General features: G+C 54.4%; 20 protein-coding genes. 6 read left to right on the top strand and 14 right to left on the bottom strand.

The features are described from left to right. The first annotated feature begins 91 nt into the window (after positions 1 to 91). A complete protein-coding gene (locus AC2IBB_RS05580) occupies positions 92 to 1,033 on the top strand; it encodes a LysR family transcriptional regulator (protein WP_486331913.1) in 942 nt (313 codons plus the stop codon). Positions 1,034 to 1,039: 6 nt separating this feature from the next. Here the strand turns inward: AC2IBB_RS05580 and AC2IBB_RS05575 are convergent, their stop codons facing one another. After that, positions 1,040 to 1,243: a hypothetical protein gene (locus tag AC2IBB_RS05575; protein ID WP_486331912.1), complete on the bottom strand. Its 204-nt coding sequence runs from the start codon at positions 1,241 to 1,243 to the stop codon at positions 1,040 to 1,042. Then, a complete protein-coding gene (locus AC2IBB_RS05570; RefSeq protein WP_486331911.1) occupies positions 1,240 to 2,136 on the bottom strand; it encodes a hypothetical protein in 897 nt (298 codons plus the stop codon). Before AC2IBB_RS05570 ends, AC2IBB_RS05575 begins: the two co-directional genes overlap by 4 nt. Before the next feature lie 138 nt (positions 2,137 to 2,274). Here AC2IBB_RS05570 and AC2IBB_RS05565 point away from each other — a divergent pair, with 138 nt between their 5' ends. Together AC2IBB_RS05565 and AC2IBB_RS05560 are read left to right on the top strand one after the other, a co-directional pair. Next, a complete protein-coding gene (locus AC2IBB_RS05565) occupies positions 2,275 to 2,985 on the top strand; it encodes a hypothetical protein (RefSeq protein ID WP_486331910.1) in 711 nt (236 codons plus the stop codon). An 83-nt stretch (positions 2,986 to 3,068) separates the two neighbouring features. Further along, a complete protein-coding gene (locus AC2IBB_RS05560) occupies positions 3,069 to 3,851 on the top strand; it encodes a secretin N-terminal domain-containing protein (RefSeq protein WP_486331909.1) in 783 nt (260 codons plus the stop codon). Here AC2IBB_RS05560 and AC2IBB_RS05555 read toward each other — a convergent pair whose 3' ends face one another. Beyond that, entirely contained in the window at positions 3,852 to 4,955 is a 1,104-nt protein-coding gene (locus AC2IBB_RS05555) for an ABC transporter substrate-binding protein (RefSeq protein WP_486331908.1), read from the bottom strand. It lies immediately after the preceding gene. A gap of 271 nt (positions 4,956 to 5,226) precedes the next feature. Between AC2IBB_RS05555 and AC2IBB_RS05550 the strand changes: the two genes are divergently transcribed. Together AC2IBB_RS05550 and AC2IBB_RS05545 are read left to right on the top strand one after the other, a co-directional pair. Then, complete coding sequence (locus tag AC2IBB_RS05550) at positions 5,227 to 6,276, top strand: hypothetical protein (RefSeq protein ID WP_486331907.1); 1,050 nt, start codon at positions 5,227 to 5,229, stop codon at positions 6,274 to 6,276. 158 nt (positions 6,277 to 6,434) lie between these two features. Next, positions 6,435 to 6,659, top strand: coding sequence for a hypothetical protein (locus AC2IBB_RS05545; protein WP_127968486.1), 225 nt, complete (start codon positions 6,435 to 6,437; stop codon positions 6,657 to 6,659). Between the two features lie 65 nt (positions 6,660 to 6,724). On the opposite strand, the gene AC2IBB_RS05540 is transcribed toward AC2IBB_RS05545, so the two are convergent. From AC2IBB_RS05540 to ehuB, 10 genes are all read right to left on the bottom strand, one after another. Then, a complete protein-coding gene (locus AC2IBB_RS05540) occupies positions 6,725 to 10,414 on the bottom strand; it encodes an SbcC/MukB-like Walker B domain-containing protein (RefSeq protein ID WP_486331906.1) in 3,690 nt (1,229 codons plus the stop codon). After that, positions 10,411 to 11,727, bottom strand: a complete 1,317-nt coding sequence (sbcD, locus tag AC2IBB_RS05535; RefSeq protein ID WP_486331905.1) for an exonuclease subunit SbcD — start codon at positions 11,725 to 11,727, stop codon at positions 10,411 to 10,413. Before sbcD ends, AC2IBB_RS05540 begins: the two co-directional genes overlap by 4 nt. A 284-nt stretch (positions 11,728 to 12,011) precedes the next feature. Further along, complete coding sequence (locus AC2IBB_RS05530) at positions 12,012 to 12,980, bottom strand: ankyrin repeat domain-containing protein (protein WP_486331904.1); 969 nt, start codon at positions 12,978 to 12,980, stop codon at positions 12,012 to 12,014. Next, entirely contained in the window at positions 12,977 to 15,745 is a 2,769-nt protein-coding gene (locus tag AC2IBB_RS05525) for a protein kinase domain-containing protein (RefSeq protein ID WP_486331903.1), read from the bottom strand. Before AC2IBB_RS05525 ends, AC2IBB_RS05530 begins: the two co-directional genes overlap by 4 nt. Beyond that, positions 15,724 to 16,485 (bottom strand): PP2C family serine/threonine-protein phosphatase, encoded by a 762-nt coding sequence (locus AC2IBB_RS05520; RefSeq protein WP_486331902.1) that lies wholly within the window; start codon positions 16,483 to 16,485, stop codon positions 15,724 to 15,726. The genes AC2IBB_RS05525 and AC2IBB_RS05520 overlap by 22 nt, the downstream gene beginning before the upstream one ends. Positions 16,486 to 16,491: 6 nt before the next feature. Continuing rightward, a complete protein-coding gene (locus tag AC2IBB_RS05515; protein WP_486331901.1) occupies positions 16,492 to 17,163 on the bottom strand; it encodes a vWA domain-containing protein in 672 nt (223 codons plus the stop codon). Positions 17,164 to 17,277: 114 nt separating this feature from the next. Beyond that, the gene (gene ehuA, locus AC2IBB_RS05510) at positions 17,278 to 18,051 is read right to left on the bottom strand and encodes an ectoine/hydroxyectoine ABC transporter ATP-binding protein EhuA (RefSeq protein WP_486331900.1); all 774 of its coding nucleotides are present in this window, start codon (positions 18,049 to 18,051) and stop codon (positions 17,278 to 17,280) included. After that, complete coding sequence (ehuD, locus tag AC2IBB_RS05505) at positions 18,048 to 18,725, bottom strand: ectoine/hydroxyectoine ABC transporter permease subunit EhuD (protein WP_486331899.1); 678 nt, start codon at positions 18,723 to 18,725, stop codon at positions 18,048 to 18,050. The genes ehuA and ehuD overlap by 4 nt, the downstream gene beginning before the upstream one ends. Then, positions 18,722 to 19,384, bottom strand: coding sequence for an ectoine/hydroxyectoine ABC transporter permease subunit EhuC (ehuC, locus tag AC2IBB_RS05500; protein WP_486331898.1), 663 nt, complete (start codon positions 19,382 to 19,384; stop codon positions 18,722 to 18,724). Before ehuC ends, ehuD begins: the two co-directional genes overlap by 4 nt. 11 nt (positions 19,385 to 19,395) lie before the next feature. After that, a complete protein-coding gene (gene ehuB, locus AC2IBB_RS05495; protein ID WP_486331897.1) occupies positions 19,396 to 20,223 on the bottom strand; it encodes an ectoine/hydroxyectoine ABC transporter substrate-binding protein EhuB in 828 nt (275 codons plus the stop codon). Between the two features lie 248 nt (positions 20,224 to 20,471). Between ehuB and AC2IBB_RS05490 the strand changes: the two genes are divergently transcribed. Further along, a complete protein-coding gene (locus tag AC2IBB_RS05490; RefSeq protein WP_486331896.1) occupies positions 20,472 to 21,395 on the top strand; it encodes an SdiA-regulated domain-containing protein in 924 nt (307 codons plus the stop codon). A gap of 78 nt (positions 21,396 to 21,473) precedes the next feature. Here the strand turns inward: AC2IBB_RS05490 and AC2IBB_RS05485 are convergent, their stop codons facing one another. Further along, on the bottom strand, positions 21,474 to 21,740 hold the full coding sequence (locus AC2IBB_RS05485; protein ID WP_486331895.1) for a hypothetical protein: 267 nt from the start codon (positions 21,738 to 21,740) through the stop codon (positions 21,474 to 21,476). Positions 21,741 to 21,916 lie beyond the last annotated feature (176 nt).

Here is a 21,916-nt window from a genome sequence, read left to right as displayed (position 1 = left end):
GCGTGTTGGAAAAATTTCACTTGGGATAGCTTGCGGCAGCGTCTAACATTTGTGAAACGAGTTTATTTTTATTAATTAATAAAATCATTTTATGAATTTATCTCATCACATCATCACCCATCTTCCCTTTCTCGCGGCGGTCTATCGAGCACGCAGCTTTACCCGCGCGGCGGAGGAAATGCACGTATCCCAGGCTGCGGTGAGCTACCAGATTCGGCAGTTGGAGCAAAAGATCGGGGTTTGTCTGGTCGTGCGCCAATCCGGCAGTCGCATCCATCTGACCCATGCCGGGCAGAATCTGGTGGATGAGTACCTGGTCAGCGAGCAACGCCTGCAGGCGACTCTCGACAGTCTGAGTGGAGAAAGCCTCAGCGGCAGGTTAAAGGTCACTGCCCCCGTCGACTTCGGCAGTCTGGTTATGCCTGCCGCCATTGCGGAATTGGAACGTCTGGCGCCCGCGCTGAAAATAGAGTTGCACGTCAGCGACGACCTTATCGATCTTGTCGCGCAACAGTTTGACGTCGCAATCCGCTCTCCTGCGACGGGCGCCGGGTTGACGCATCACTTGCTGACAACTTCCAAAAAACAGGTGGTGGCCGGTAAAGAGTATCTGCAACGACGGGGCTTTCCGGCAGCCCTCGCAGAGCTAAAACATCACCGTCTGCTAACCCGCGCCAACGGCAAAGCCGCCAGTTGGGGGCAGTTATTAAGGCAGAATGATCTCAATCTGGATGCGATGCCGGAGCGCATGCGCCTTGGCAATACCTTCGCGCTGGCGGAAGGCGTACGTAATAATCTGGGGGTGGCGATATTGCCCAGCTTCGCTATGGAACGAGATATCGCAGAAGGAAAAGTCATCGAGCTGTTTCCGTCATTTAGCGCACCGTTACTGACGGAGTTTTACCTGAGCTATCCGCCGTCAGCGCCCATCCGCAAACGGCTCGCAGCGCTGGCGCAAGCTATACGGACGGTAATGGCTTCCGCGCGCTTCAGCGACGGGTTCATAGAAGCGGACGGCCTATCGAGCGATTAAAGACGCTCAACGCAAACGCCCCATATCGTCGTCTTCAGACAGTTCTTCCGCTTTGCGGCATTCTTTGTCCGTTTGCGTCCCGTCACAAGCCGGATACTGAGTCTGCGGATCAGTCTGATGATGCGACGCACAGGATGACAACACCAACGCCAACAGTGCGACCAATACAGGTCGCAGCCAACGCACTCTCAGTCTTAACAGCTTTTTCACTTGGTTTTTCCTTTTAACTTGCACTCATCAATCAGGCTACGAACCCGCTCATCCGTCAATACGTTTTCCCGCACCCATATGAAGTCCTTACTGCGTCCTATCGCAGGAGCCTGATAGGGTTGATAATCAAAGTCGGCGAATTTGACGCTGACCTTGAGCAGGCAAGCGAAAAAATAAATGGCCTCTTCCTTATTTTGCAACAGCGACGCAAAACGCAGCCCGTTTCTGGCGATACTCCACTGAAAGGGCTCTTCAGCCAACAACTCCTTTGTGCGCGACAGAAAACAGGATTCATGGAAATAACTCAAGGTTTCTGGGTCTTGCGTCCACACGCCCCGACGTTTCGACGCATTGAGATAGCAGGCGAGAATGTTCTGCCACAACTTATAACGAATGACTAAATTGGCGAGTTGCGCCTGCTCAAGAATATCCAGGGCGGACTGGTATGCCTGAATCGCCTCTTCTCGATACGCCAGCATACGCTGATCTTGATTACGTTTACGCGCGCCAAGGCAACGGTCAAACAACATATCTCCCAGCAACCATAACAAACGCGCGCGTCCCACTGGTTCGCGTCCTGTAATACTCAGTTCATGACGCAGGAAAAGCTCCAGCCGTCCGATGTTCTCCGCCTGCGACAGGTCGCCATTACGACGATGCAAGTCCTCGTACAGATCGAACATGCCTTCCAACGCCGCTGGAAAAGGGTTGGGAAACTCCCTTTCATGCAAAGCGTTGATTATGTCCACTGTATTTTTATTGGGTTTATGGTGGGGATGAAGATAGTTCGCCTTCAGCGTTTTGATATCCGGACCAGCCTCATACTGGGCCACAAAAGCTTCCCATGTCCAAAGACGCTTCAGGCGATGAATTTTATTAAAAGTTGTAGGCACACCCACTTCCAAAAATGTCAAGACCAGTTTTGGATGTAAAACTGGTTTTTTAGGTCTCTTTTCAAGTCGCTATGCTGACCGGGAATCAAAGGCTGCGTCAAGCGCCGCCACTGCCGCAATCAGCACGAGGAACCGATAATGAAAAAATTTGTTATAGCCACGATCACCCTTCTTTACCTCAGTGGCTGCGCCACCTCTCCCCACTTCAATCGCGCGGCGATGGAAGGGATGTCCGCCGAATCTGGACAGCCTAAAGAGTACGCACGGGCGGACTCGGTTAAAGAAATCGACGCCCTGAAGCCACAAGCCGAGCTTCCATTGCGGCTGTACGTACCGCAGCCCGCCAATGAAAATCCATGGAGCCAGGAGGAAATTGAGGAAATCGAGTCATGGAAGCCATTTTTAAAACAAAATGGTTTGGTGTCCGAATTGTTTGTCGCGCCGGAATCGACGCGCAAACATTGCTATCAGTATGACAACTGCCAGCTTGAAGAGCAGCGCATGGAGGCTGCGCGCTTTCAGGCGGACGCCTGGCTCGCTTTCGACATCAACAGCAGTGAGGAGGAGTACGCCAACCCACTAAGTATTCTCAACATCACGCTGGTCGGCATGTGGGTGGTCCCGGCGCATCACACCACCTCAGACGTACGTCTGGAAGGCTCACTGGTGGATGTTCGCAACGGCTATCTCTACGCTTTCGCCCGCGCTTTCGGCAAGGCGTCTCAAGCCAAACCGTTGATGTACTCCGAAAGGAGCGAAACCAGACGCCAGGCTCGCCTGAAAGCATTGAAAAACTTTGGCGAGCGACTCAAGCAAGAATCCGGCGCGAGTGCAGCGCCCACTCTTTAACTCCTCGGCGACGTCCATTATCCTCAGCTAGAACGCCTCCCACTTTTCGTGGTCAGGCCAGAATCGATTGAGGGAGTATGGACATGCTACGCGCCATAACATTGCTGTTAGCTCTGGGCCTGAGTTTCATGACACAGGCCCAGCGCCTGGAAACGATCACACTGCAACACCGAACAGCGGAGGACATGGCGCGTCAGGTTCGGGAACTGTACCCCGAGGATCAGGCCCATATCAGTGGTCACCGCAACCAGTTGCTGATTCGGGCCGACGACTCGGTAATTGCGGAAATCCAAGACTTGGTGATGCAGTTAGATACGCCGCAGCGGCAATTTCTAATTACCGTCAGCCACGACCGTAACCGGTTAGGGGAAAACAGCGGCTGGGGCGTATCCGGCTCCGTCAGTAACAACGGGGGTTCAGCGCGACTCGAAGCGGGCAAGAAAGTGTACTCCACACGAGGAGGGGGACAACAAACGCTTACCGTCGTGGAAGGCTCTTCCGCTTTTATCAATACCGGGCAAAAGCAGCCGGTCAGAACGACCCAGCGCATTAATGGCCGCCTGGTTGAGAGCGTGGAGTATATGGACCTGAGCAGCGGCGTCTATGTAGAACCCCGCCTGACCGGACAGAGCCGGGTTGAGTTAAAAGTCAGCTCAAAGAGCAATGAACGGGATGATATCCAACAGCGCCGCATCAACACCTCCTCGCTGGATACTCTTCGGGTCGTGCAACTCGGAGAGTGGGTGGAGCTGGGTGGAGCCTCCCAAACCAGCCACCGAACTGATAGCGGCCTAACTTACTCCACCCGCAGCCACAGCTCAGACGATCAAAGCGTCTTAATCAAAGTGGAGTTAATTGGCGACTGACTAGTCAGTAAAGAAGTCATGAAAGTGATACCCCTTATTCTCTGGACGCAGAGATAGAGAAAAACGACGAAAGTCTTCTTTCGCCCAATGGGCTTCCGTGACGACATCGATGGCCTTATCGACGTTGGCCCCCGTCGCCAGAGCCAGATGCGTGCGAATGTTAACGCCCAGATGATCCGCGAAATCAACGCCGTTGAAATAATCATAGAGAAGGACGACCGCCCAGCCTGCTTCGACAAAGTGTCCGCCGACACTGTGGGACAAACGCCCGTCCTTTACCCCCTGTAACCCTTCATTTGACCAGTCCACACCGCCAATCAGGCGCTCCGGCTCAGGCGCCACAGAGCGGGCCGCCAGCGCCATCAAATCACTGGCGGCCCAGATCAGGTCCACCGAAGGGTAACGCTCCAGCATTTTCGGAGCACGGGCGGTGACCTCGTCCCAAAACCAGTTGGCGTAAACCAGTTGTTTCAGGCTTACCTTGTTCTCATATTCCGCCAGAAACCGTTGCAGACCGGCGTTGCGGTCCAAAGCCGCAGTGGAATCCATGCCGCCGCTGAAGGCAAGCAAATCAAAGCTGTTCTTACGCGGCCATTTCATCCTCGCCTGACGCAACAACTCCTTCGCCACCAGATAGCCCACTTCTTCATCATCGGGGTACATATGTCCCAGCCAATTGGGAAATTTCTCAGAACGCGGCTGCCCCACTAAAACGCGATCACGCTCAGGCACACTGGTGTTGACCAAAAATATGCTGACGCCTCGTGCATTGGCTTCCTGCAGAAGCCTTTCCGTAATGGAAACAAAATATCCGACAATAATAGCCCTTGGCGGTTTGGGACGCTGCAGCGCTTCCATTCCCATTTTCAGTACAGAAAAGCGTTGATCATCCCCATACATGACCTCCAGCTCGACATCTAAGTCTTTCGCGACTTCTTTCGCGAAAGCCCCGGTCTTGCCCCAGAAAATATTTGTCGCAGGAGAGGGAGAGATAAACAGAAAGTAGTCAGTGTCGGCCCAACGCCCAACAGGCTGGACGCCAGCATGACATAGCCAGGATAAGACCAATAGCCAGACGACAATGAAGCCGCGTAAGAACTTCATTACAGTTGCGAGATTCATAATTAACTATAGATAAGGCGCTTTCATTAAGAGTGGACCATTACCGCCAGTTTGCAAAGAATCAGACCTGCGCCTGGAAGCATCTACGCTTCAGCCCTCATCGGCGCTTTTTGATGGCGCGGCTTGTCGGCGCTATGAGAGTAGCCCGTTGTTTTCGAGGACTGTTTATCAGTTTGCCCTGATATTAAGTGCTAGCCTGCCAAGTCAACAGCTGTCATGTCGATTCAGCAACGCCTATGTCAGGGTAACAGCCATGCCACTAACAATAATAAAGTCGCAGTTCTCCCGTCGTTTTCACCGTACGCTTCGTTTCAGCTTTTTCGCCAGCCTGGTCATTAGCCTGCAAGGGTGCGCGACTCCTTGGTGGCGAGACGCAGAGCCTCCCGCTCAACAGGAGGAAATCAGTCAAACAGAAACGCATATCGCCTCACGCGAGACTACCTCTCAGATCCAGATTGAAACGGTCTCCGCACCGGAAGGCGCTGCCCAAGTTGACAGGCTTGAAACGTCTGGCGCTCCACCGAAGGTCATCATTGACGATCCATCTGTAGCTGGAGATGAAGCGGCGCCACTGACGCCCAAATCCGCACATGAGGGGGTTACACAAGCCGCATCACAAGAAGAAGAGACGCACGCTGTCGTTACTGAGACAACAACCGCCCCTGCGCTCTCGCGCCCCTCTACAGAAGCGTCCAGCATGCAGCAGACGCCTCCACATGCAACGCTTGCGATAGCGGAAGACCCGAAACCTCGGCCTGTGAGCATGGAAGTGAAGGGAGTCGAGCCAAGTGAAGCAATTACAGCTGAAGAAGCCGGCACATTAAAAGTAGTGGAAGTCAAAGCTCAGCCCGCTTCTATCGAACGTTCCTCCACAACAGCCGCATTGAGTCAGAACGTCGGCACATTCGGCATCTGGACCCTAGAGCGCAACTGGGATGGCGAGCACCCGGACAGCTGCCGTCTCAGCACTCCAACCCGTCAAGTAGAGATCGGCGACCATACGTCTCAAATCTGGTTATCCCTGGAGCCCGGCCGCTTTGTCGTTTACGCCTCATCGGATATTTTCCTGAAAAAGCGGGGGGTGGGTTTGCGTCTGGATCAATCCAGATTGATGTCTTTTTCTCAGCAAGACTACCCCACCCGCAGCCTCGTCTTGTCAGATATCTCAGGCCAGCTTGAGAAAAGCAAAATGTTGCATGTGTATTTGGTGTTAGGGGAACAAAAGTCATCGCTTTCCCACCAGGAATTCAGCTTACAGGATATGCGTAAAGCGATTCCCGCACTCAAGCGCTGCAACAGCTGAAACGCCTTGTTTTCAAGGGCGGGCCGCGAGTTCGCCCAGGCTTCCCCCCACACTTTCAGCCTTAAGCAATAATGCTTACAGAGAATCCACTACAGACCGCTAACCGACTGATTCTTTAGACTACTCTCGAATACATAGAAATATATACGGTTAGTATTGTGGACTGGATAATCAATAGCAGCCAAAGAAACGCCATTCACCCAAGCGGACTTGAGCTGTTTTTTTACGCATTCGGCGGAGAGTTACGGGAGTTGATGCCTCGTAATATCCCGGAAGAATTATCAGCCTCTGAAGTCCGTGAATTAGTGCAAGATGGTGAGAAGAAAATCACCAACTTCTTCGGACTCGAGAGCGACCCCCGCAAAGTGCATATCCTGCTCTAAGCGGACAAAAAAACCGAGGCGAACGCCTCGGTTTTTTTATTGCCTTCACTTTTCCAATTCGCGCTCTACATAGCGCTTTCCAGGCAATATCGGCTATCCAGCCGGCTGACGCCTAGCCCGCTCATTTTCTTCACTTTGATTTGCACGGAAATACGCTCCTTCATCGCCTCCACATGGCTGATAACGCCGATCATCTTGCCGCTGGCGTTCAAGCAGTCCAATGCATCCAGCGCCACTTCCAAGGTTTCGCTGTCCAGCGTACCAAAGCCCTCGTCCAGAAACAGAGAGTCAATGCTGGTCTTGTGACTGACTAAATCAGACAAGGCCAACGCTAACGCCAGGCTCACCAGAAAGCTTTCCCCGCCAGACAGAGTTTTGGTGTCCCTGACAGTATCCGCCTGCCAGGTGTCCACCACTTGCAGTTCAAGTGCTTCGCCTTCTCGACGCTCCAGCTCATAACGGCCGTGTAAGCGACTTAAGTGTTGATTGGCGAGATACACCAGGTGGTCCAGAGTCAGGCCTTGCGCATAACGACGGAACTTGGCGCCGTCCGCCGCGCCAATCAGGCTGCTCAGGTAGGCCCAATCGTCATAACGCTGCTGCTGCGCCTCAATATCAACCAACAACTTTTGACGACTCATACGTCTGGTCTGATCGCTTTGCAATAGCTGCCTGATTTCCCCCTGTTTCTGACTGACGCCTTTCAGGCCGTCGGCGACTGTTTGCAGCTGCTCCAGCAATTCAGGCTCTTTTAGCGCAGTCGCCGGCGCCGCCATCAGCTCATTCACTTCAGCTTCCGCGCGCTGCTTGAGAGTCGCAGCCCGATCCTTCTGTTGATCCAGCTCCTGCTTCAATACCGCCAGCGCCTGGCGCTCTTCTTCATTGATCAACGCCTGTTCAAAGGCGGCTTGATCCGCAAATCGGCTGGCGGCGAGCGCCTCGCTCCATAAACGCTCCGCATCGGATAACAGTGCGCGCTGGGAGCCCAATTGCGTCTTCAATACCTCCTCGCGCCCCAAGTGTTGCTGTAACGCCGTATCCGCCCTTTCTTTATCTTCCTGCAATGTCGCCCAACGCTTTTCCGCCGCCGCCAATTGCTCTTGCATGCGCTTGCGCTCGTCCAGCGGCGACTTGTCGCCGAAGAGCGCCTGACGCTGCGCTTTTTTCTCCGCCAACGTCGCTTCCGTCTGCGTCATATTTTCCTGCAAGTTGTTTAAGGTCTGGGCGATGTCCGCAGTTTTCTCCGCCGCATGTTCAAGCTGACGCTCCAGATCCCCGGCTTGCTTCACACCTTGTTCCAACCGTTCCTGACAGGCTTGGTATTCCTGCGCTTCAGTACTACGGGCCTGCAGCCATTCGTCCTGCTGATCATCCAACGGCATAGCGTACCCCATGTTGGCGAACGCCTCGGTTAGCCCTTGCTCCAAAGCCGTCAGGGCTGCTGCCTGCTCCGCCTGCTGCCCTTGACGCATCTCTATCTCGTTGCTGAGATTCTGCAGGTCACGCTGTTGCAGCTCCAGCTTTGTGCGGATCTCTGCAAGTTCCTGTTCAGCAGCGGTAGCGGACTCTTTAGTTTGCTGCAGTTGTTTCTCCGTTTGCTCCAACGACCTCACACGCTCCATGAGGGCATTTTCTTTGGCTTCTTCTTTCTGCAGATAAACATCAACGGCGTTTTGCGCCCCCGCAGGCGCATCGATCGCCAGAGTAACGCCGAACGCCTTACACAATTGCGCCCACTCGTCCTTTAGCGCCGCCATATCCTGGTCCAGCTTGCCGCGCGTCGTTACACCTATTTCCAACTCACTGGATAACCGGGCTGCTGCTTCGTTCAGCTTTTTGCCTTTCTCTTCCAATTCCTGTAGCTGCTTGCGTTTCTCTTGCAGACGTTTTTCCGTGTCGGACTCCCGCTGCGCCTCATAGGCGGCGATACCGGGGTGCTCATGAGAGCCGCACAGGGGACAGGGCTCACCGGGACTCAGGCGGGCGCGATGCTCGCTGAGTGAGGCGATCTGACGTTCTTTCTGTAACAGTTGATCCAGGTCATCCAGGTGCGCCTTCTCCGCTTTATATTGCTTACGCATCAGCGCCAGTGACTGCTTCCCTTGCGCCAACTCGCTCTCGCGCTGACTGAGTTGCGCATTAAGTTCAGTCTGTTCCTGTCGCCGTTTGCCATAATCGTCCGCCAGACGCCCCAGTCGGAAGCGATCTGTACGGCTTTCCTGCATCGACGCCAAGCGTTCTCGCAAGTCCACGTCGGTTTCCCCAGACAAGACGCTGAGAATCGTCTGTTGGGTGACGGCGACCGCCTTTCGGTGCTCTTCCAGCACATGAAGCGCCGCCGTCTGAGCCTCTTGCAAACGCCCGGACTCCGCTTCCTGTCTTCTCTGTTCAGCCTGGCGCGCGCCAATGGATTCGTCCAGTTTTGTCAGGTCGCTTCTGGCTTTCTTCCGCTGCGCCAAACGTTCTCGCCATAGCGGGAGATTCTCTGGCAAGAGCTTATGTGAGCGTCGATTCTCAAGGTATTCGTTTGCTTCCTGAATGGTATTCCGCAACGCTTTCAGCTGATCAGACAGCGCTTTTTCCTGCTCCCCCGACTCATTCCGACGGCGCACCGCCTCGGCGACCGCTTCCTGCTGTTGTCGCATCAGGGTATTCAGCTGCTCCAGAGCTTGATCCAACGGCACGATTTTGTCTGCAACCAGACTTTCCAGCTCCTCCCGCTGCGTCTGCAGCTGCATCAATGCTTTTTTCGCTTGGGCGAGCCCCTCGGATTTGTTCTCCAGTTCTTCTCTGGCCAACTGAAGGCTTTCCGTCAACGACTTGATATGCCTCTCCGTTTGCGCGTATGCGTCATGCGCCTGCTGGAAGTCTTTATAGAAGGGCCGCAGTTTCTCAGCCGGTTCGCTCAGCGCCAAACGCCCCAGGTCGGACTTCTCCTGCTCCAGCCGCGCCGTCGCCTCGGTCAATCGCCGCTCAGCCTCCTTAAAAGACTGCTGCGCCTGGGTTAACCGATCCAGCCACTGTTTCTGCGCCCGCAAAGACTCTAAGCGCTCGACTTCAGTCTTTTCCCTGGTTTCGAGCCCCGCCGCCTCTTCATAATAAGCCGTCAGCTCTTCGTCGCTGAGCAGATCCTGACCTTCAGCCTTAGCGCGCAGCCGCTCCAGTTCCCCCTTCGCATCACGCTGGCGCTCAAATACGCGCGCGGAAATCTTGCCGTAGATCTCAGTACCGGTCAGTTCTTCCAGCAATTCAGCCCGCTCATTCGCAGGGGCGTTAAGAAACGCCGCAAAGCCGCCCTGGGCCAGCAACATGGACTTGGTGAATCTGGCGAAATCCAGGCCTGTCAGCTCAGCAGTCAGCGTAAGCTTATCCTTCACTTTATCCGCCAGGATCTTACCGTCCGCCGTGGCCAACTCCACTTGAGGGGGCTGAAACCGGCCTTCCGCCAGATTTCGCGCTCGTCGCTGGCTCCAAAAGGCGCGATAGGCCTCGCCTTTGACTTCAAACTCCACTTCCGCCAGGCATTCCGCCGTATGCCGGGTCATGATCTCATTGTTCGTCGGCGAGACGTTGAGACGTGGCGTCTGGTGGTACAGCGCCAGACAAATGGCGTCGAGCAATGTCGTCTTGCCAGCGCCGGTAGGACCGGTAATGGCGAACAACCCGTTACTATGGAAGGGGTCCGCTCTGAAATCTATTTTCCACTCGCCTTTGAGAGAGTTCAGGTTCTTGAGGCGAAGACTCAGAATTCTCATGCTTCGTCTCCTGCCGCAGATGCTTCTACTCTGGCTTCAAGCTCGGATTCTGTGTCCACGCCGCCGGCAAGCACATCATTCTCTACCTGCCGGAACATCCCCATTAGACGTGATCGGCGCTGTTCCGCCTCGTCGCCATCCCAGACTTCCTGCGCGAGCCGACGCTCGAACACTTCTTCCACCGTCAACTCCGCCAAGGTTTCTTTCTCCAGCCGCTCCAGCCTAAGCCCTTTATTCTTGCGCTCACGCCGCACCAAAAGCACTTCCACCGGTAAAGCGCCCACCATTTCCTGAATACGACGCTGTAAATCATCGAGATAGTCCTGAGTCGCCGCCACCTCGATGTCGACCCAGACTTTATCCGCATTACTGAACAGCGAGAGTTGCGAGTTGGGAGCGACAATGGAGCCCAATTGTTCCTCTATCGATTTCAAATCGCCGCGAATCACCTGCATAGGCTGAAAGCAAGGGGTCTCCAGCGGAGTCACCTGTTGCAAACGCCCATCTTCAAACTCCACCATTAACACCGACTTGGTTTGCTCTGCTTCATCAAAGCTCAAAGGAATCGGCGAGCCGCTATAACGAATATGCTCCTGGCCGCCCACTTTTTGCGAGCGGTGAATATGACCCAAAGCAATGTAATCCACAGGAGGGAATCCGCCGGAGGGAAACGCGTCCAACGCGCCAATGTAGATATCCCGTACTGACTCAGAGACCTCCGCGCCAACCGTCGTCAAATGTCCAGTAGCGATAATAGGCAGCGCCTCGCCGAATTCCTCGCGACGCGCCTGCGCCAACTGAAACAGGCGCGCATAGTAATCGGCAATCGCCTGCTGCAGCGCCTGCTGTTTCTCAACACCGTCCTGCCCCGCCTTGCTGGTGGTAAGGTCACGCTGCCGCAGAAAGGGAACCGCACAAAGAATGGCTCCCGGCTCTTCATTGCGGTCATTCAAAAGCAGCACATTGTTTTCCGGTGTATCCGGCATCCCCGCCACGACATGCACATTCAGGCAGGCCAGCAGATCTTTGGACTCATTCAACGTGGCGACAGAATCGTGATTACCCGCCAGCAGCACCAATTGGCAGTCAGTCCGCTGCAATTCCACGACAAAGCGGTTGTACAACTCCCTCGCGTAACTGGGCGGCGCTCCCGTGTCGAAAATATCGCCCGCGACGATTAAAGCATCCACCTCATGCACCTGGACTTGCTCCAACAGCCAGTTGAAAAACATGGCATGCTCGTCCGCCCGCGTTTTACCGAAAAAATGCTGGCCAAGGTGCCAGTCCGAGGTATGAAGAATACGAAAGGTCATTAGAAAAAGTCAGCCGAATCCAAATTTCGGCAAAGTTTACGAAGCTTGGCGGGTAAAGGCTATAGATGAAGTCGGCGGCTCCAGGTTTTCGTCTTATAAAAACAAGACAATTCCCCTACACTCCAACGCATATCAACAATACATTTAGTCAATGATTTTCAATCGGTTACCTGGCGCCCATCCCAGATATGCCGTTATTAATCAGGCGGACAAATAGCTTCCTTCTATTTCTCTGCAACGGCAGTGTGAGTCCAATACATAGGTACGGCCTACTTGCAGACTATCTATAACAGCCAGTTGTGGTAGGGCCTGTCCATTAAATAGTACTTGCAGCGGTCCTCCCGTTGTTTATCAGAGAGCGCCTTCAGCCGCGAGTAGATAGCATCCTCCTGTAGCATATTCTTCCGGTCTTCATGACTTCCGTCGCCAGACATGGCTCGTCTGATCATCCGGCTACCAATTATGGCGATGCGTAGTTTGAGTGGGCCTACACAGGTATAGGACTCCAAGTTAACATTCGGGGGCTCAGGCAAACCCAACAACAGCTCCAGTATCGGCATGTTCTCCGTGTAAACCGCATACATCATCGGGCTCCACCCAAAGTCGTCCTTCTGGTTCAGCAATGCTTTAAAGGAGCTCAGATACTCCACCGCCTCTTTATTCTGATAAAGAATCGCCAGCATCAGTGCGTTGCGGCCAAACTCCGTCCGCGCCATCAACAGGTTCTTATCCAGTGCGCGCAGCTCTTTGTCTTTGTTGCGAGCCGCCAGTCGATGGGCGATATTCCACTGATCGATGGAGGACACCAACGCCATAGTGAGATAGGGGTTTTCGTGCTTTTTGGATTCAATCACTGCCGTGTACATGGCGTCATAGTTATCGCCACGGGGAAACTTCACGCCAGCGCGAAGCGCATCCAAAAGCGCGTCATACATGCCGTCCCGGGCCAGAAAATTGAGATAGGAGAAGCCCCCGTACGCCTGCGTATTTTCATCCGTGTATTGATCAGGATTAACACCTTGCGCCGGATAGCGAGTGTGCTTGGCGTTTTTCATCATCTCCGGCCATGCTGTGTCCACTACCTGATCCCACTGCAACTTGTCCGCCGCATATAGCGCTTCCGCCTTCGACCTCTCGGTCTCTGCTTTGGCCTGGCGGGAAAGCAACAGAATGGAAATCGTCACTCCCGCGATCAGTATCCACGCGACAGGCTTTTTAGCGATGGGCGGGCTTCCCCTGGAAAACGCCATCATGTATCGCTCTCGCTTCCAAAAAAGTAGTCATCAAGCTTCTCCGCAGGACTGCGGCGACCCAACGCCTCCAGCGCAGCTTTCTCATGGTTCGACGCCCCCCCTTTTGCGGTCAGGCGGCGCTGATAAGCTTCTTTCAAAGTTAAATTGCGACTATTACGCAGTGAAGTCGACGCCCCCAGACTCGGCAGGCGTTGCACCAACTCCGGCGACACCCAGTTCACCAGGTAATGCGCCAGTGTCTCGCCATCTTTATCCACCCACTCAGCGGCAGTTTGCTCTTCCACCAGCCAAGCCACTAGTCTTTCGGTATTGTCACGGGATTTGTAAAGCCTTAGCCCGTTATCGTCCTCCCAGCGGGGCATGTTTCGCGCCATATCCCAAAGCACTTTTTGCTTTATCCCTGGCTCTGCGGCTTCAGCCCTGGTCAAAAAGACCGCCACCGCCTTCAGACTCACCCCGTCCCCTCTATCCCCGTCGGCTACCGCCGACAACGCACAAGCCAGCTCAGGTTGCCGCACCAGATACGCCATTCCTCCACTTTTCAAAGGAACTTCCGACGATGAAGCATTCCTTGCAATCAAGGGATTGTAGTAGGGCGTAGGCACTCTGCGGGGAGACATAAAGTTCATGTCGCCCTCTCCCAAAACACTGAAGGCGTGATACAACTGGGCGCAGTTCAAAGACAAAGTTTTAACCGCCTCGGGAAGCGTAGACAGGTCTGACACTCGCAGCGTGCTGGCGGCGATGCTCTGGTCACGCGCCAACTTGTCCTCACCGGCATAGTCACTATCATTAAAGGCGATGGCCGGACGCTGAAGAAGGTCCGCCAGCTTATCTACGTTTTTTTCCGCTACCGCAGCGATAATCCACTCTACTTTCTTCAAGTCAACGAGAGCCCGCTCGGGCAATATCTCCATCAAGCCCTCAAGGTCATGCTCAGCCGTCCACTTCCACAGAGGTTCTAAAACCGATTCTTCTATCCCATTCACAACAGCTCTGCCGTGCGCATAGGTCGGCGCTAACTCATCCCCTGGCGAGTCATCGCCTAATGCTCGCCGACCATGGTCTTCGCTCACGCTTCTCAGGCGCTGTCGCCAACTATCCCTCACTTCAGGACTATAAGGCAGGTTTGATAGACGTTCCCTGGCGGCCGTCTCGATATATCCCAGCGGATCGTGGTAGTAAGAGGTATAAGCGCCACTATAGTTCTGCCGGGCAGCTGTATCCAATGACATCCATCTTTCATATGACTGCGATGCAGAAGACAGTTTCTCCAGCAGCATCCATAGCCTGTCATCATCCACGTCTGAACCAAGCCACCCAGAGGCGTAATTGACGGCGACATCGCCTAAACAACTAGCGCCCTTGATATGTTGCAAAGCCAGTTGGATATGCTCCTTTTCTTTCGAGAGTAGCGCCTGGGATAACAAATTGTAGTCCCGGTCACTGTCACAGACGGGCCAGCCCATATCAAGCGCCGCCTCCGTAAAGCCAGGCCATCGCCAGGAAGCAATGACCGGATTCAAAATCGCTGATAACAGAAGCGGGATAACCACCACTGACAAGGCCGTGATCAGTCCCCACTTAACCTTGCGCGGCATGACAATAGGCTGCGCGGCGGGTTGAAGCAGTGGCCCGTGCTGAGGTTGCGTGTGCGTCGTTGCGCGGCGCCCCCACCCCTTTCCGGACTGCTGAGACGCAGTGGCCCTCTTGGTGTTACGCTTTACAGTATTCGCGGCCTTTTGTTCAACGGTACAGAACGGACAGCCATTGCCGAAGCTCAAGTGCTCCTTGTTATTCGGACAGGGCTGCAAAGGGGAGTCATCCGCCGCCAGTAGCCAATGCAGGTGGTCGCTCCACTCCTGTGCGGAGGGTCTGGCGTAGGGAGGTTTGGTGAAGGCGTTTTCAAACAACTGTTGCGTGCGTGTGTCCAAAGCCTGGTGAATACTCCAGGGGGAAGGCGCAATCCGGGGATGCTCCTGTATGCCATAAGCATACAAACCCGCACCAATACGTTCGTGATTGGTCGTGGGTAAATTGGCGCCGCCTTTGGGGGTCCCCTGAAATGGGTGCACGCCTTGATTGAGCAGTTGAAACAGAATGACCGCCAGCGCAAAACGGTCCTGCTCTTCGCCGAGTTGGTCCGGCCCCTGGCGCCCCTTAATGGCTTCCGGGGCGATGTAGTCAGGCGTGTACTGGTGCGCCGTGAAACGCTTGCCGGCGCCTTGAATACTGAAGCCGTCGCAATCCAGCAAAGCGGTAAAGAAAGTCTCCCGATAAACATTGATGTTTACCGGCTTCATGTCGATAACATGGTGGCGCTTGCGATGCAGCGCTGCGATCAGCGCCGCCATATTCTTGGCGGCGGACAAGCGATAACCGTAATGCTCAGGCAACTTGCTGAACTGTCGCGTCTTACGGTTCAGCAGCATCTCCAGCGAAACGGCTCGTGACAGATCGACGAAAGGCATCAGATAGCCTTTCAGGTTTCCTCGCCCATCCGTCAGAATGGACAGCGGCCAGGCGATTTGCACAAAGCGATGGCCGTCGTGCTCGATATGAGACAGCTCCGGCGAGTTCGCCAGCATGGCCTCCAGTTTAGCGCGCCGCCCTGGGTCCTGCTCTGGTTTGTGATAGATTTTGGCGACCAGATCAGAACGTCCGTCAACACGGTATATCGCCGCGTCCGCACCCTGCCCCAGAGGTTTATCCAACAGGCGGACGGCTCCGCCGCCCACCTCAATCAGCGTTTGCGTCTGGCCCATAACAGCGTCTTATCGTCACCGGAAATACGACGGGCGTTGGCGTGATCGAGAATCTGCCTGAGCGCAGCGACACCCCGCTCTTCGTCGTTTTGCTCCAGAAAAGCGCAGACTGGAGCGATAAAGCCCTGGTCCAGTCCGTTCGCAGCGGGTTTGGCGGTAAAGCTGTATGCGCCGTCAGTCACCAGCACCAACTCATCGTAATCAGCAGGTACAGGGGTTATACGCAGATGCCGGCGCCAGCCATCCTGAGTGAAAAAGAAGGTTTCTTCCGCATAGTCGCCATTTTCCGGCAGGCAAAGCAGGCAAGGCGCCCATTGCCGTTGCTTTACAGCCGCCGCCATGCCATCCCCAATTTGCAGAACAAAACCGCCATTGTCGCCGATAACGGCGGCGGCCAGGGTAGCGTGAAAGTCCGCCATCCGGGCGTCAGGGTAGTTTTGCAGCAAGGCGTTGCGACAGGCGTCAATGGCCTGCTCCGCAATTCGTCGAACGCTGGGTTCATCCCATTTCGGCGCAAGCTGGTTTGCGAAAGCGTCCACGACATACTGGCTCAGCATCCGGCTACCGTGCTCCGATAACGCGGCGGAGCCGGCGCCGTCACTGACCGCCGCGACAAGTAGACGGCCGGCGACGCGCCAACTGAACGCATCCTGACAGGGAAGCCCGTCCCGGATATGATGCGGACCAGTAACGCTGGCGGCGACCACTTTCCAGGCGGACTCGGGATAACTGCTTGTCATAGAGGATTAAACTTCGACTTCAGACCAGTCTGTCGCAGGCAGCTGTACTTTCTCGCCTGGGGACGACACCGACACGCTGGCCATGCTACGGCTCAGCCAGACAAAGAGTTCACGGAACTGCAGCCCCTTCAGTTTCTTAGCGCCTTTGTTGGAAAACTGATTGAGCGTCTCGAAGGTTGCGCCTTCCACACCAATGGGGAAAATCACGACTTTACGATTCTGCTCTGCATGGCGGCAGCGGTCAGCGACCGATTCCCAGTCGAAGTCTGTGGGAGCGCCATCGCTGATGAGGATAATCCAGGGACGAGTGGAGGAAATTCCGTTGGCGTCATACGCGGCTTTCTGATCTTCGATTTTATCCAGCGCCAGATTCATGGCGGCGCCCAGCGGCGTCGTGCCGTTGGCGAAAACTTCGGGGGCGTTAAAGTCCATCGCATCCACCCAGTCCGTCAATATTTCCGCCTGATCATGGTTGCCTGCGCGGATCACCAAAAGCTGCACGCGCATCGCGGTGCTGGCGTCTTCTTTCAAAGCCTGCTCCAACAGCTTCAGTCCTTCATTGAGCTGTCTGATCGGCTCGCCAAACATGGAGCTGGAGCCGTCCAGCACCAATACGCAGGGGGTGCGCTGGCTGTTGTTATCGTTAAAAACCACATCCGGAATCAATGTGTCAGACATACCTACTCCTCGCTTACTTCCAGAAACTCAGGCAAAAGAAACACAAAGCGCTATTTTCGAGAAGGTCCCTTCAGAAACATTCTCGACCTTGTCTGGGCCACATTCTGAAGGATATCAGGCGCTGATGAAAGCGTTCAGAAACGCCTGGGTGCGCTCCTTTTCCGGCGCTACGAAAATCTTGTCAGGAGGACCTTCCTCCAGAATCCGGCCCTGATCGAAAAAGCAGACGCGGTCGCTGATCTCCCGGGCGAAATACATTTCATGAGTCACCAGCAGCATGGTGAAACTGTGTTCTTTGGCGAGGCTACGAATGACGTCCAAGACCTCATCCACTAACTCTGGATCAAGCGCTGACGTTATTTCGTCCAGCAACAGAATTTCCGGTCGCATAGCCAGAGCGCGGGCGATGCCGACCCTCTGTTTCTGCCCACCGGATAACTGGGCGGGATAACTATCCGCCTTATCTTGCAACCCAACCAGCGCCAGCAAGTCCATGGCTTCCCGTTCAGCTTCCTGCCGCGACTTGCCTTTCACCCGCATGGGGGCTTCAGTGATATTGCGGCGCACCGTCATGTGGGGGAACAGATTAAAGTGCTGAAACACCATTCCCATATGATTACGCATCTTGCGCAGGTGCTTTTTATCCGCCGGTACGAGTCGATCGCCTTTAGGCATATGCCATAGCGGCTCGCCTTTCACATTGACCACGCCGCCGTCGATACCCTCAAGCGTCATCAGGATGCGCAATAAGGTGCTTTTCCCGGAGCCGCTGGAACCGATTATGGAAACGATCTCCCCTTCAGCGACGGAGAAATTGAAGTTATCAAACAGCGCCAGTTCGCCGAACTGTTTTTTTACGTTCTTAAACTCAATGATGGGGGAAGTCATCTCAGACTGAATCCTTCTTTCGGAAAGCGGCGCTCAACCTGATGCACGCCAAGGGCTGCGACAATACTGAACGCCAGATAGAGCAGGCCGACCAGTGTGAACGGCTCCAGATAACGAAAGTTTTCAGAGCCCAGAATCTTCGCCGTCTGCAGCATTTCCAACAGGGTTATGGCGGATAGCTGCGGCGTTTCCTTAAACATCGCGATGATGTAATTGCCCGTCGCCGGAATCATGGCGCGCAACGCCTGCGGCAAAATAACGTCACGATAGGTGGCGAGTTGAGACAGATTAAGCGCCCTCGCAGCCTCCCACTGCCCTTTCTCCACACCATCGATGCCGCTGCGAAACACCTCGGAAAGATAGGCCCCGTAATGCGCGCCAAGCGCCAGCACGCCGGTGGTCATTGGCGACATACTGACGCCGAACTCGGGCATGACGTAGTAAAGAAAAAAGATCTGCACCAGCAGTGGGGTGCTGCGGATGAACTCCACCACCCAATAGGTCGGCCAGCTGACCCAGCGCAAAGCGCTACGGCGCAGCAAAGACAGTATCAGACCGACAGCAATCGCCAGCAGACTGCCCAACAGCGTCGCGGACAGCGTGATTTGAGCCGCGTTCAATAGATCCGGCAGAACTTCCCAGGTAAAGTCCCAGTCCCAATTCAGCTCAATCACGAACGCAGCCCTCCTCTATCCATGCCACGGCCCAAGCGCGCCTCCAACAAGCGGAACAGGTACGCCATCACTTGTGCAATGACAAAATAGATCAGCAGCACCAAACCGAATATTTCACCGACCTGAAGGGTCGCGTCCGCCAGCGTTTTGGCTTTGTAGGTGAGGTCGCCGATGGTGATCAGAGAGACCAGCGACGTCGCCTTCATCAACTCAATGGCGAGATTGCCAAAAGGCGGAATCATATTGACCAGGGATTGCGGCAGAATGATGCGCCAAAGCCTGGTCCAGGCGGTAAAATTCAACGCCACCGCCGCTTCGTACTGCCCTTTGGGCACAGCCAGCACGGAGCCTCTCACCACTTCCGCTCCGTACGCGCCGATATTCAGACCCAGCGCAATCACACTCGCTGTCATAGCATCGAGACTCAAGCCGAAAAACGGCAGCACAAAATATATCCAATACAGCTGAATCAATGCGGAGGTGCCGCGAAAAAACTCAATGTAGACGCGCGCAATCTGTCGCAAAGGCGATGGCGCGAAGAGTCGCGCCAGCCCAGCCATAAACGCCAGTGCAGCGGCGACAGGCAACGATAAACAAAGAATTTTCAGGGTGATCCAGGCGCCCTGTAGCAAAATGGGCGTCAGTTCGCTCAGTTCCATGAGATGAGGTCTTAGTTACACAGCTCCTGAGTAGTGACGTCTCCCGGCAGAGTATGCTTACCGAAGCCATACTCCTGCACCATGCTGACGTGCTGCTCCGTGCCCAGGAATCCGTCCAGCACCCGGTTGAAGTTATCGCGCAGAGACTCATCTCCTTTGCGGAAACCGAATGCGCCATAGCCTTTCACAGACTCGCCGTCAATTTTCAGCTCATCAAACGGCTGCGCCAGCTCCACCCGCTCGTCTTTCTGCGCCAACTGCGCCATGGTGAGGCTGGTGCCCGCTAACGCATCAATACGTCCCGCTTTAAGCGCCGCCACGCCAGCTGGGTAGTCCGGCAATGTCACAATACGATCCAGCGGTACGCCGAATTTTTTTGCGTAGCCGAATTCCACTGCGCCAGCCATAACGCCCATTTTTACTTCATCCGCATCTTTCACATCACCGTAGCCATGCAACCCTTTGGGATTGCCATCCAGCACCAGAAAGCCTTCGCCAATGGTGTAAGTGGGATTGGAGAACAATACCTGCTTGCATCTTTTGGGATTGACGTACATACCCGCGGCGATCACGTCAAAACGACCGGCTTTCAGTCCAGGAATCAAAGAGCCGAATTCCGTCACCACAACTTCAACATCCTCCACGCCGAGCTTGTCCAGAACATACATGGCGATAGACGGGGCCTCACCGGCGGGCTCCCCCATGGGTGTGAGATAACCATAAGGACGCTCATTAGCGACACCAAGCGTGATCTTCCCTTCTTTACTGATCTCATCCCAAGTGTCCGCCATGGTGAGACTGGAGAACGTGAGCAGAATAAACGCGAATATGCTTTTCATGACTTCCCTCGAATTCCTTATATCACTAAACAAAAATGCTTATTAGAATCCTTAAAAATCATAAGTAGGTGAAAATTAATTCTCAATAATTATTTTGAATTCTAATAAAAATACGCTACCCATTCTCGTCTTCGATCTGCCGAAAAGGCCCACCAATAACGACGTGAGGCGACGTCACGGAGTGCTTCAACGAAATTTCCACTACAATAGACCGCCATGTACTTCAGTCACTCTTCTTCATCAGCCCTATGCGCCGTTTTCCAATTCCACGCTTATCCACAATTTCCAAGCGCCATATTCATCGCATCAAGCAAAGTCTGCGGCATTCTGCGTTGACGATGCTCGGCTTCAGCCTGGCTGCATACGGAGACCCCGCGGAAATTTCATTGCAGTTCATTGAGTCGCACTCCATCGAGAACAAAGCACTGGGATTAACCGAACCATCCGGTCTTAGCATGGCCGCCGGCAGTGGTTTGTGGACAGTCAGTGACGATACCGCCAGTCTTTTTCTACTGGACGCCAAGGGCGCAATTGTGGATAACCTGAGTGTGGCGGATGCGGGCCTGGAAGGCGTCGCCTACGACGCTAAACGCAATCGCCTGATTGCCGTGAAGGAAGAGAGCAACGAGTTTTTCATCATTGACCCCAACAGTAAGCTGCTGCTTCAGCGTCGTATGTTGTCCGCGATAGCAGGCTTCTCCCTGGCTGCGCCCTACTTCAGCCTCGGCGGCGAAAACAAAGGACTGGAGGGCGTCGTCTGGAACCCTGCGGACGACTCCTTTTTCGCCATAAAAGAAGGCGAACCCGGCGTGCTATTACACCTTAGCGGAGATCTGAAGCGAGTTATCAGCGTCGTGCAACTGACCGATACGGGCGTCAGCGACGATGATACAGAACGGGATGATATCGATTATTCCGGGCTGGCCATCATCCCAGAACGCAACCTGCTGGCAATTGTCAGCGACAAAGCCGCGCGGATATTTTTTTACGACTTGCAAAGCGGCACAGTGAAGGGAAGCGCCGAATTAACACGCCCCGGAAAGGAGCCAGGAAAGTTCAAACCAGTGAAAAAAGCCGAAGGCGTCGCTTATGACCCCAGGAACCAGATTCTCTACGTCGTCAGCGATAAAGACGCGGCAATGTACGCCTACAAACTGATCATCAAGAAGTGAGAGAGTGTTGCGCCCGACATTGCTACTGATCGTCAGGCGCGCCAATCGGTGACGGCCGCTAAGTCCGGCCTGCGCGAATCAGTACAGCGCCGACTCGTCCTCCAATACCTCGGTGACCACATCCAGGAACAACTTGTCCGCATCACTCATATTCTCTGGGATGCGAATGGTCGTGCTGGCGCTGATCTCGTCCGCGATCTTGCGCTCTGCGTTTTTTTCCTGATGCAATCTGCGTGCGATTTCCATGCACTTGACCGGAATAGTAGGGTCCATCAACACTTTCTTGATAAAGCCTCGCATTTCCGAAATCATTTTTGCCTGCCGGCTCTCTTCCGCCATACTCATTGGCGATCTCCTATAACAGCTTGTTCTAATAAGTTATTACGCAAAAAACCAAGAGACAACGTATCTGAGTTCTCATAGTGAGTATAGTGAGGGTTTATCCATAAAAAAACCCACGCCCGACGCCTTCGTGGAAGCTGTCGGACATGGGCTGATAAGTACCGCTGACGCGGTGCGTA

The organism is Hahella sp. NS-SX17, assembly GCF_057367735.1.
This window is presented reverse-complemented; position numbering and strand designations above follow the sequence as displayed.

Coding starts and splice junctions, on each gene's coding strand:
- AC2IBB_RS05580 (WP_486331913.1), top strand. CDS start 92: ATGAATTTATCTCATCACATCATCACCCATCTTCCCTTTCTCGCGGCG.
- AC2IBB_RS05565 (WP_486331910.1), top strand. CDS start 2,275: ATGAAAAAATTTGTTATAGCCACGATCACCCTTCTTTACCTCAGTGGC.
- AC2IBB_RS05560 (WP_486331909.1), top strand. CDS start 3,069: ATGCTACGCGCCATAACATTGCTGTTAGCTCTGGGCCTGAGTTTCATG.
- AC2IBB_RS05555 (WP_486331908.1), bottom strand. CDS start 4,955: ATGAAGTTCTTACGCGGCTTCATTGTCGTCTGGCTATTGGTCTTATCC.
- AC2IBB_RS05550 (WP_486331907.1), top strand. CDS start 5,227: ATGCCACTAACAATAATAAAGTCGCAGTTCTCCCGTCGTTTTCACCGT.
- AC2IBB_RS05540 (WP_486331906.1), bottom strand. CDS start 10,414: ATGAGAATTCTGAGTCTTCGCCTCAAGAACCTGAACTCTCTCAAAGGC.
- sbcD (WP_486331905.1), bottom strand. CDS start 11,727: ATGACCTTTCGTATTCTTCATACCTCGGACTGGCACCTTGGCCAGCAT.
- AC2IBB_RS05530 (WP_486331904.1), bottom strand. CDS start 12,980: ATGATGGCGTTTTCCAGGGGAAGCCCGCCCATCGCTAAAAAGCCTGTC.
- AC2IBB_RS05525 (WP_486331903.1), bottom strand. CDS start 15,745: ATGGGCCAGACGCAAACGCTGATTGAGGTGGGCGGCGGAGCCGTCCGC.
- AC2IBB_RS05520 (WP_486331902.1), bottom strand. CDS start 16,485: ATGACAAGCAGTTATCCCGAGTCCGCCTGGAAAGTGGTCGCCGCCAGC.
- AC2IBB_RS05515 (WP_486331901.1), bottom strand. CDS start 17,163: ATGTCTGACACATTGATTCCGGATGTGGTTTTTAACGATAACAACAGC.
- ehuA (WP_486331900.1), bottom strand. CDS start 18,051: ATGACTTCCCCCATCATTGAGTTTAAGAACGTAAAAAAACAGTTCGGC.
- ehuC (WP_486331898.1), bottom strand. CDS start 19,384: ATGGAACTGAGCGAACTGACGCCCATTTTGCTACAGGGCGCCTGGATC.
- ehuB (WP_486331897.1), bottom strand. CDS start 20,223: ATGAAAAGCATATTCGCGTTTATTCTGCTCACGTTCTCCAGTCTCACC.
- AC2IBB_RS05490 (WP_486331896.1), top strand. CDS start 20,472: ATGCGCCGTTTTCCAATTCCACGCTTATCCACAATTTCCAAGCGCCAT.
- AC2IBB_RS05485 (WP_486331895.1), bottom strand. CDS start 21,740: ATGAGTATGGCGGAAGAGAGCCGGCAGGCAAAAATGATTTCGGAAATG.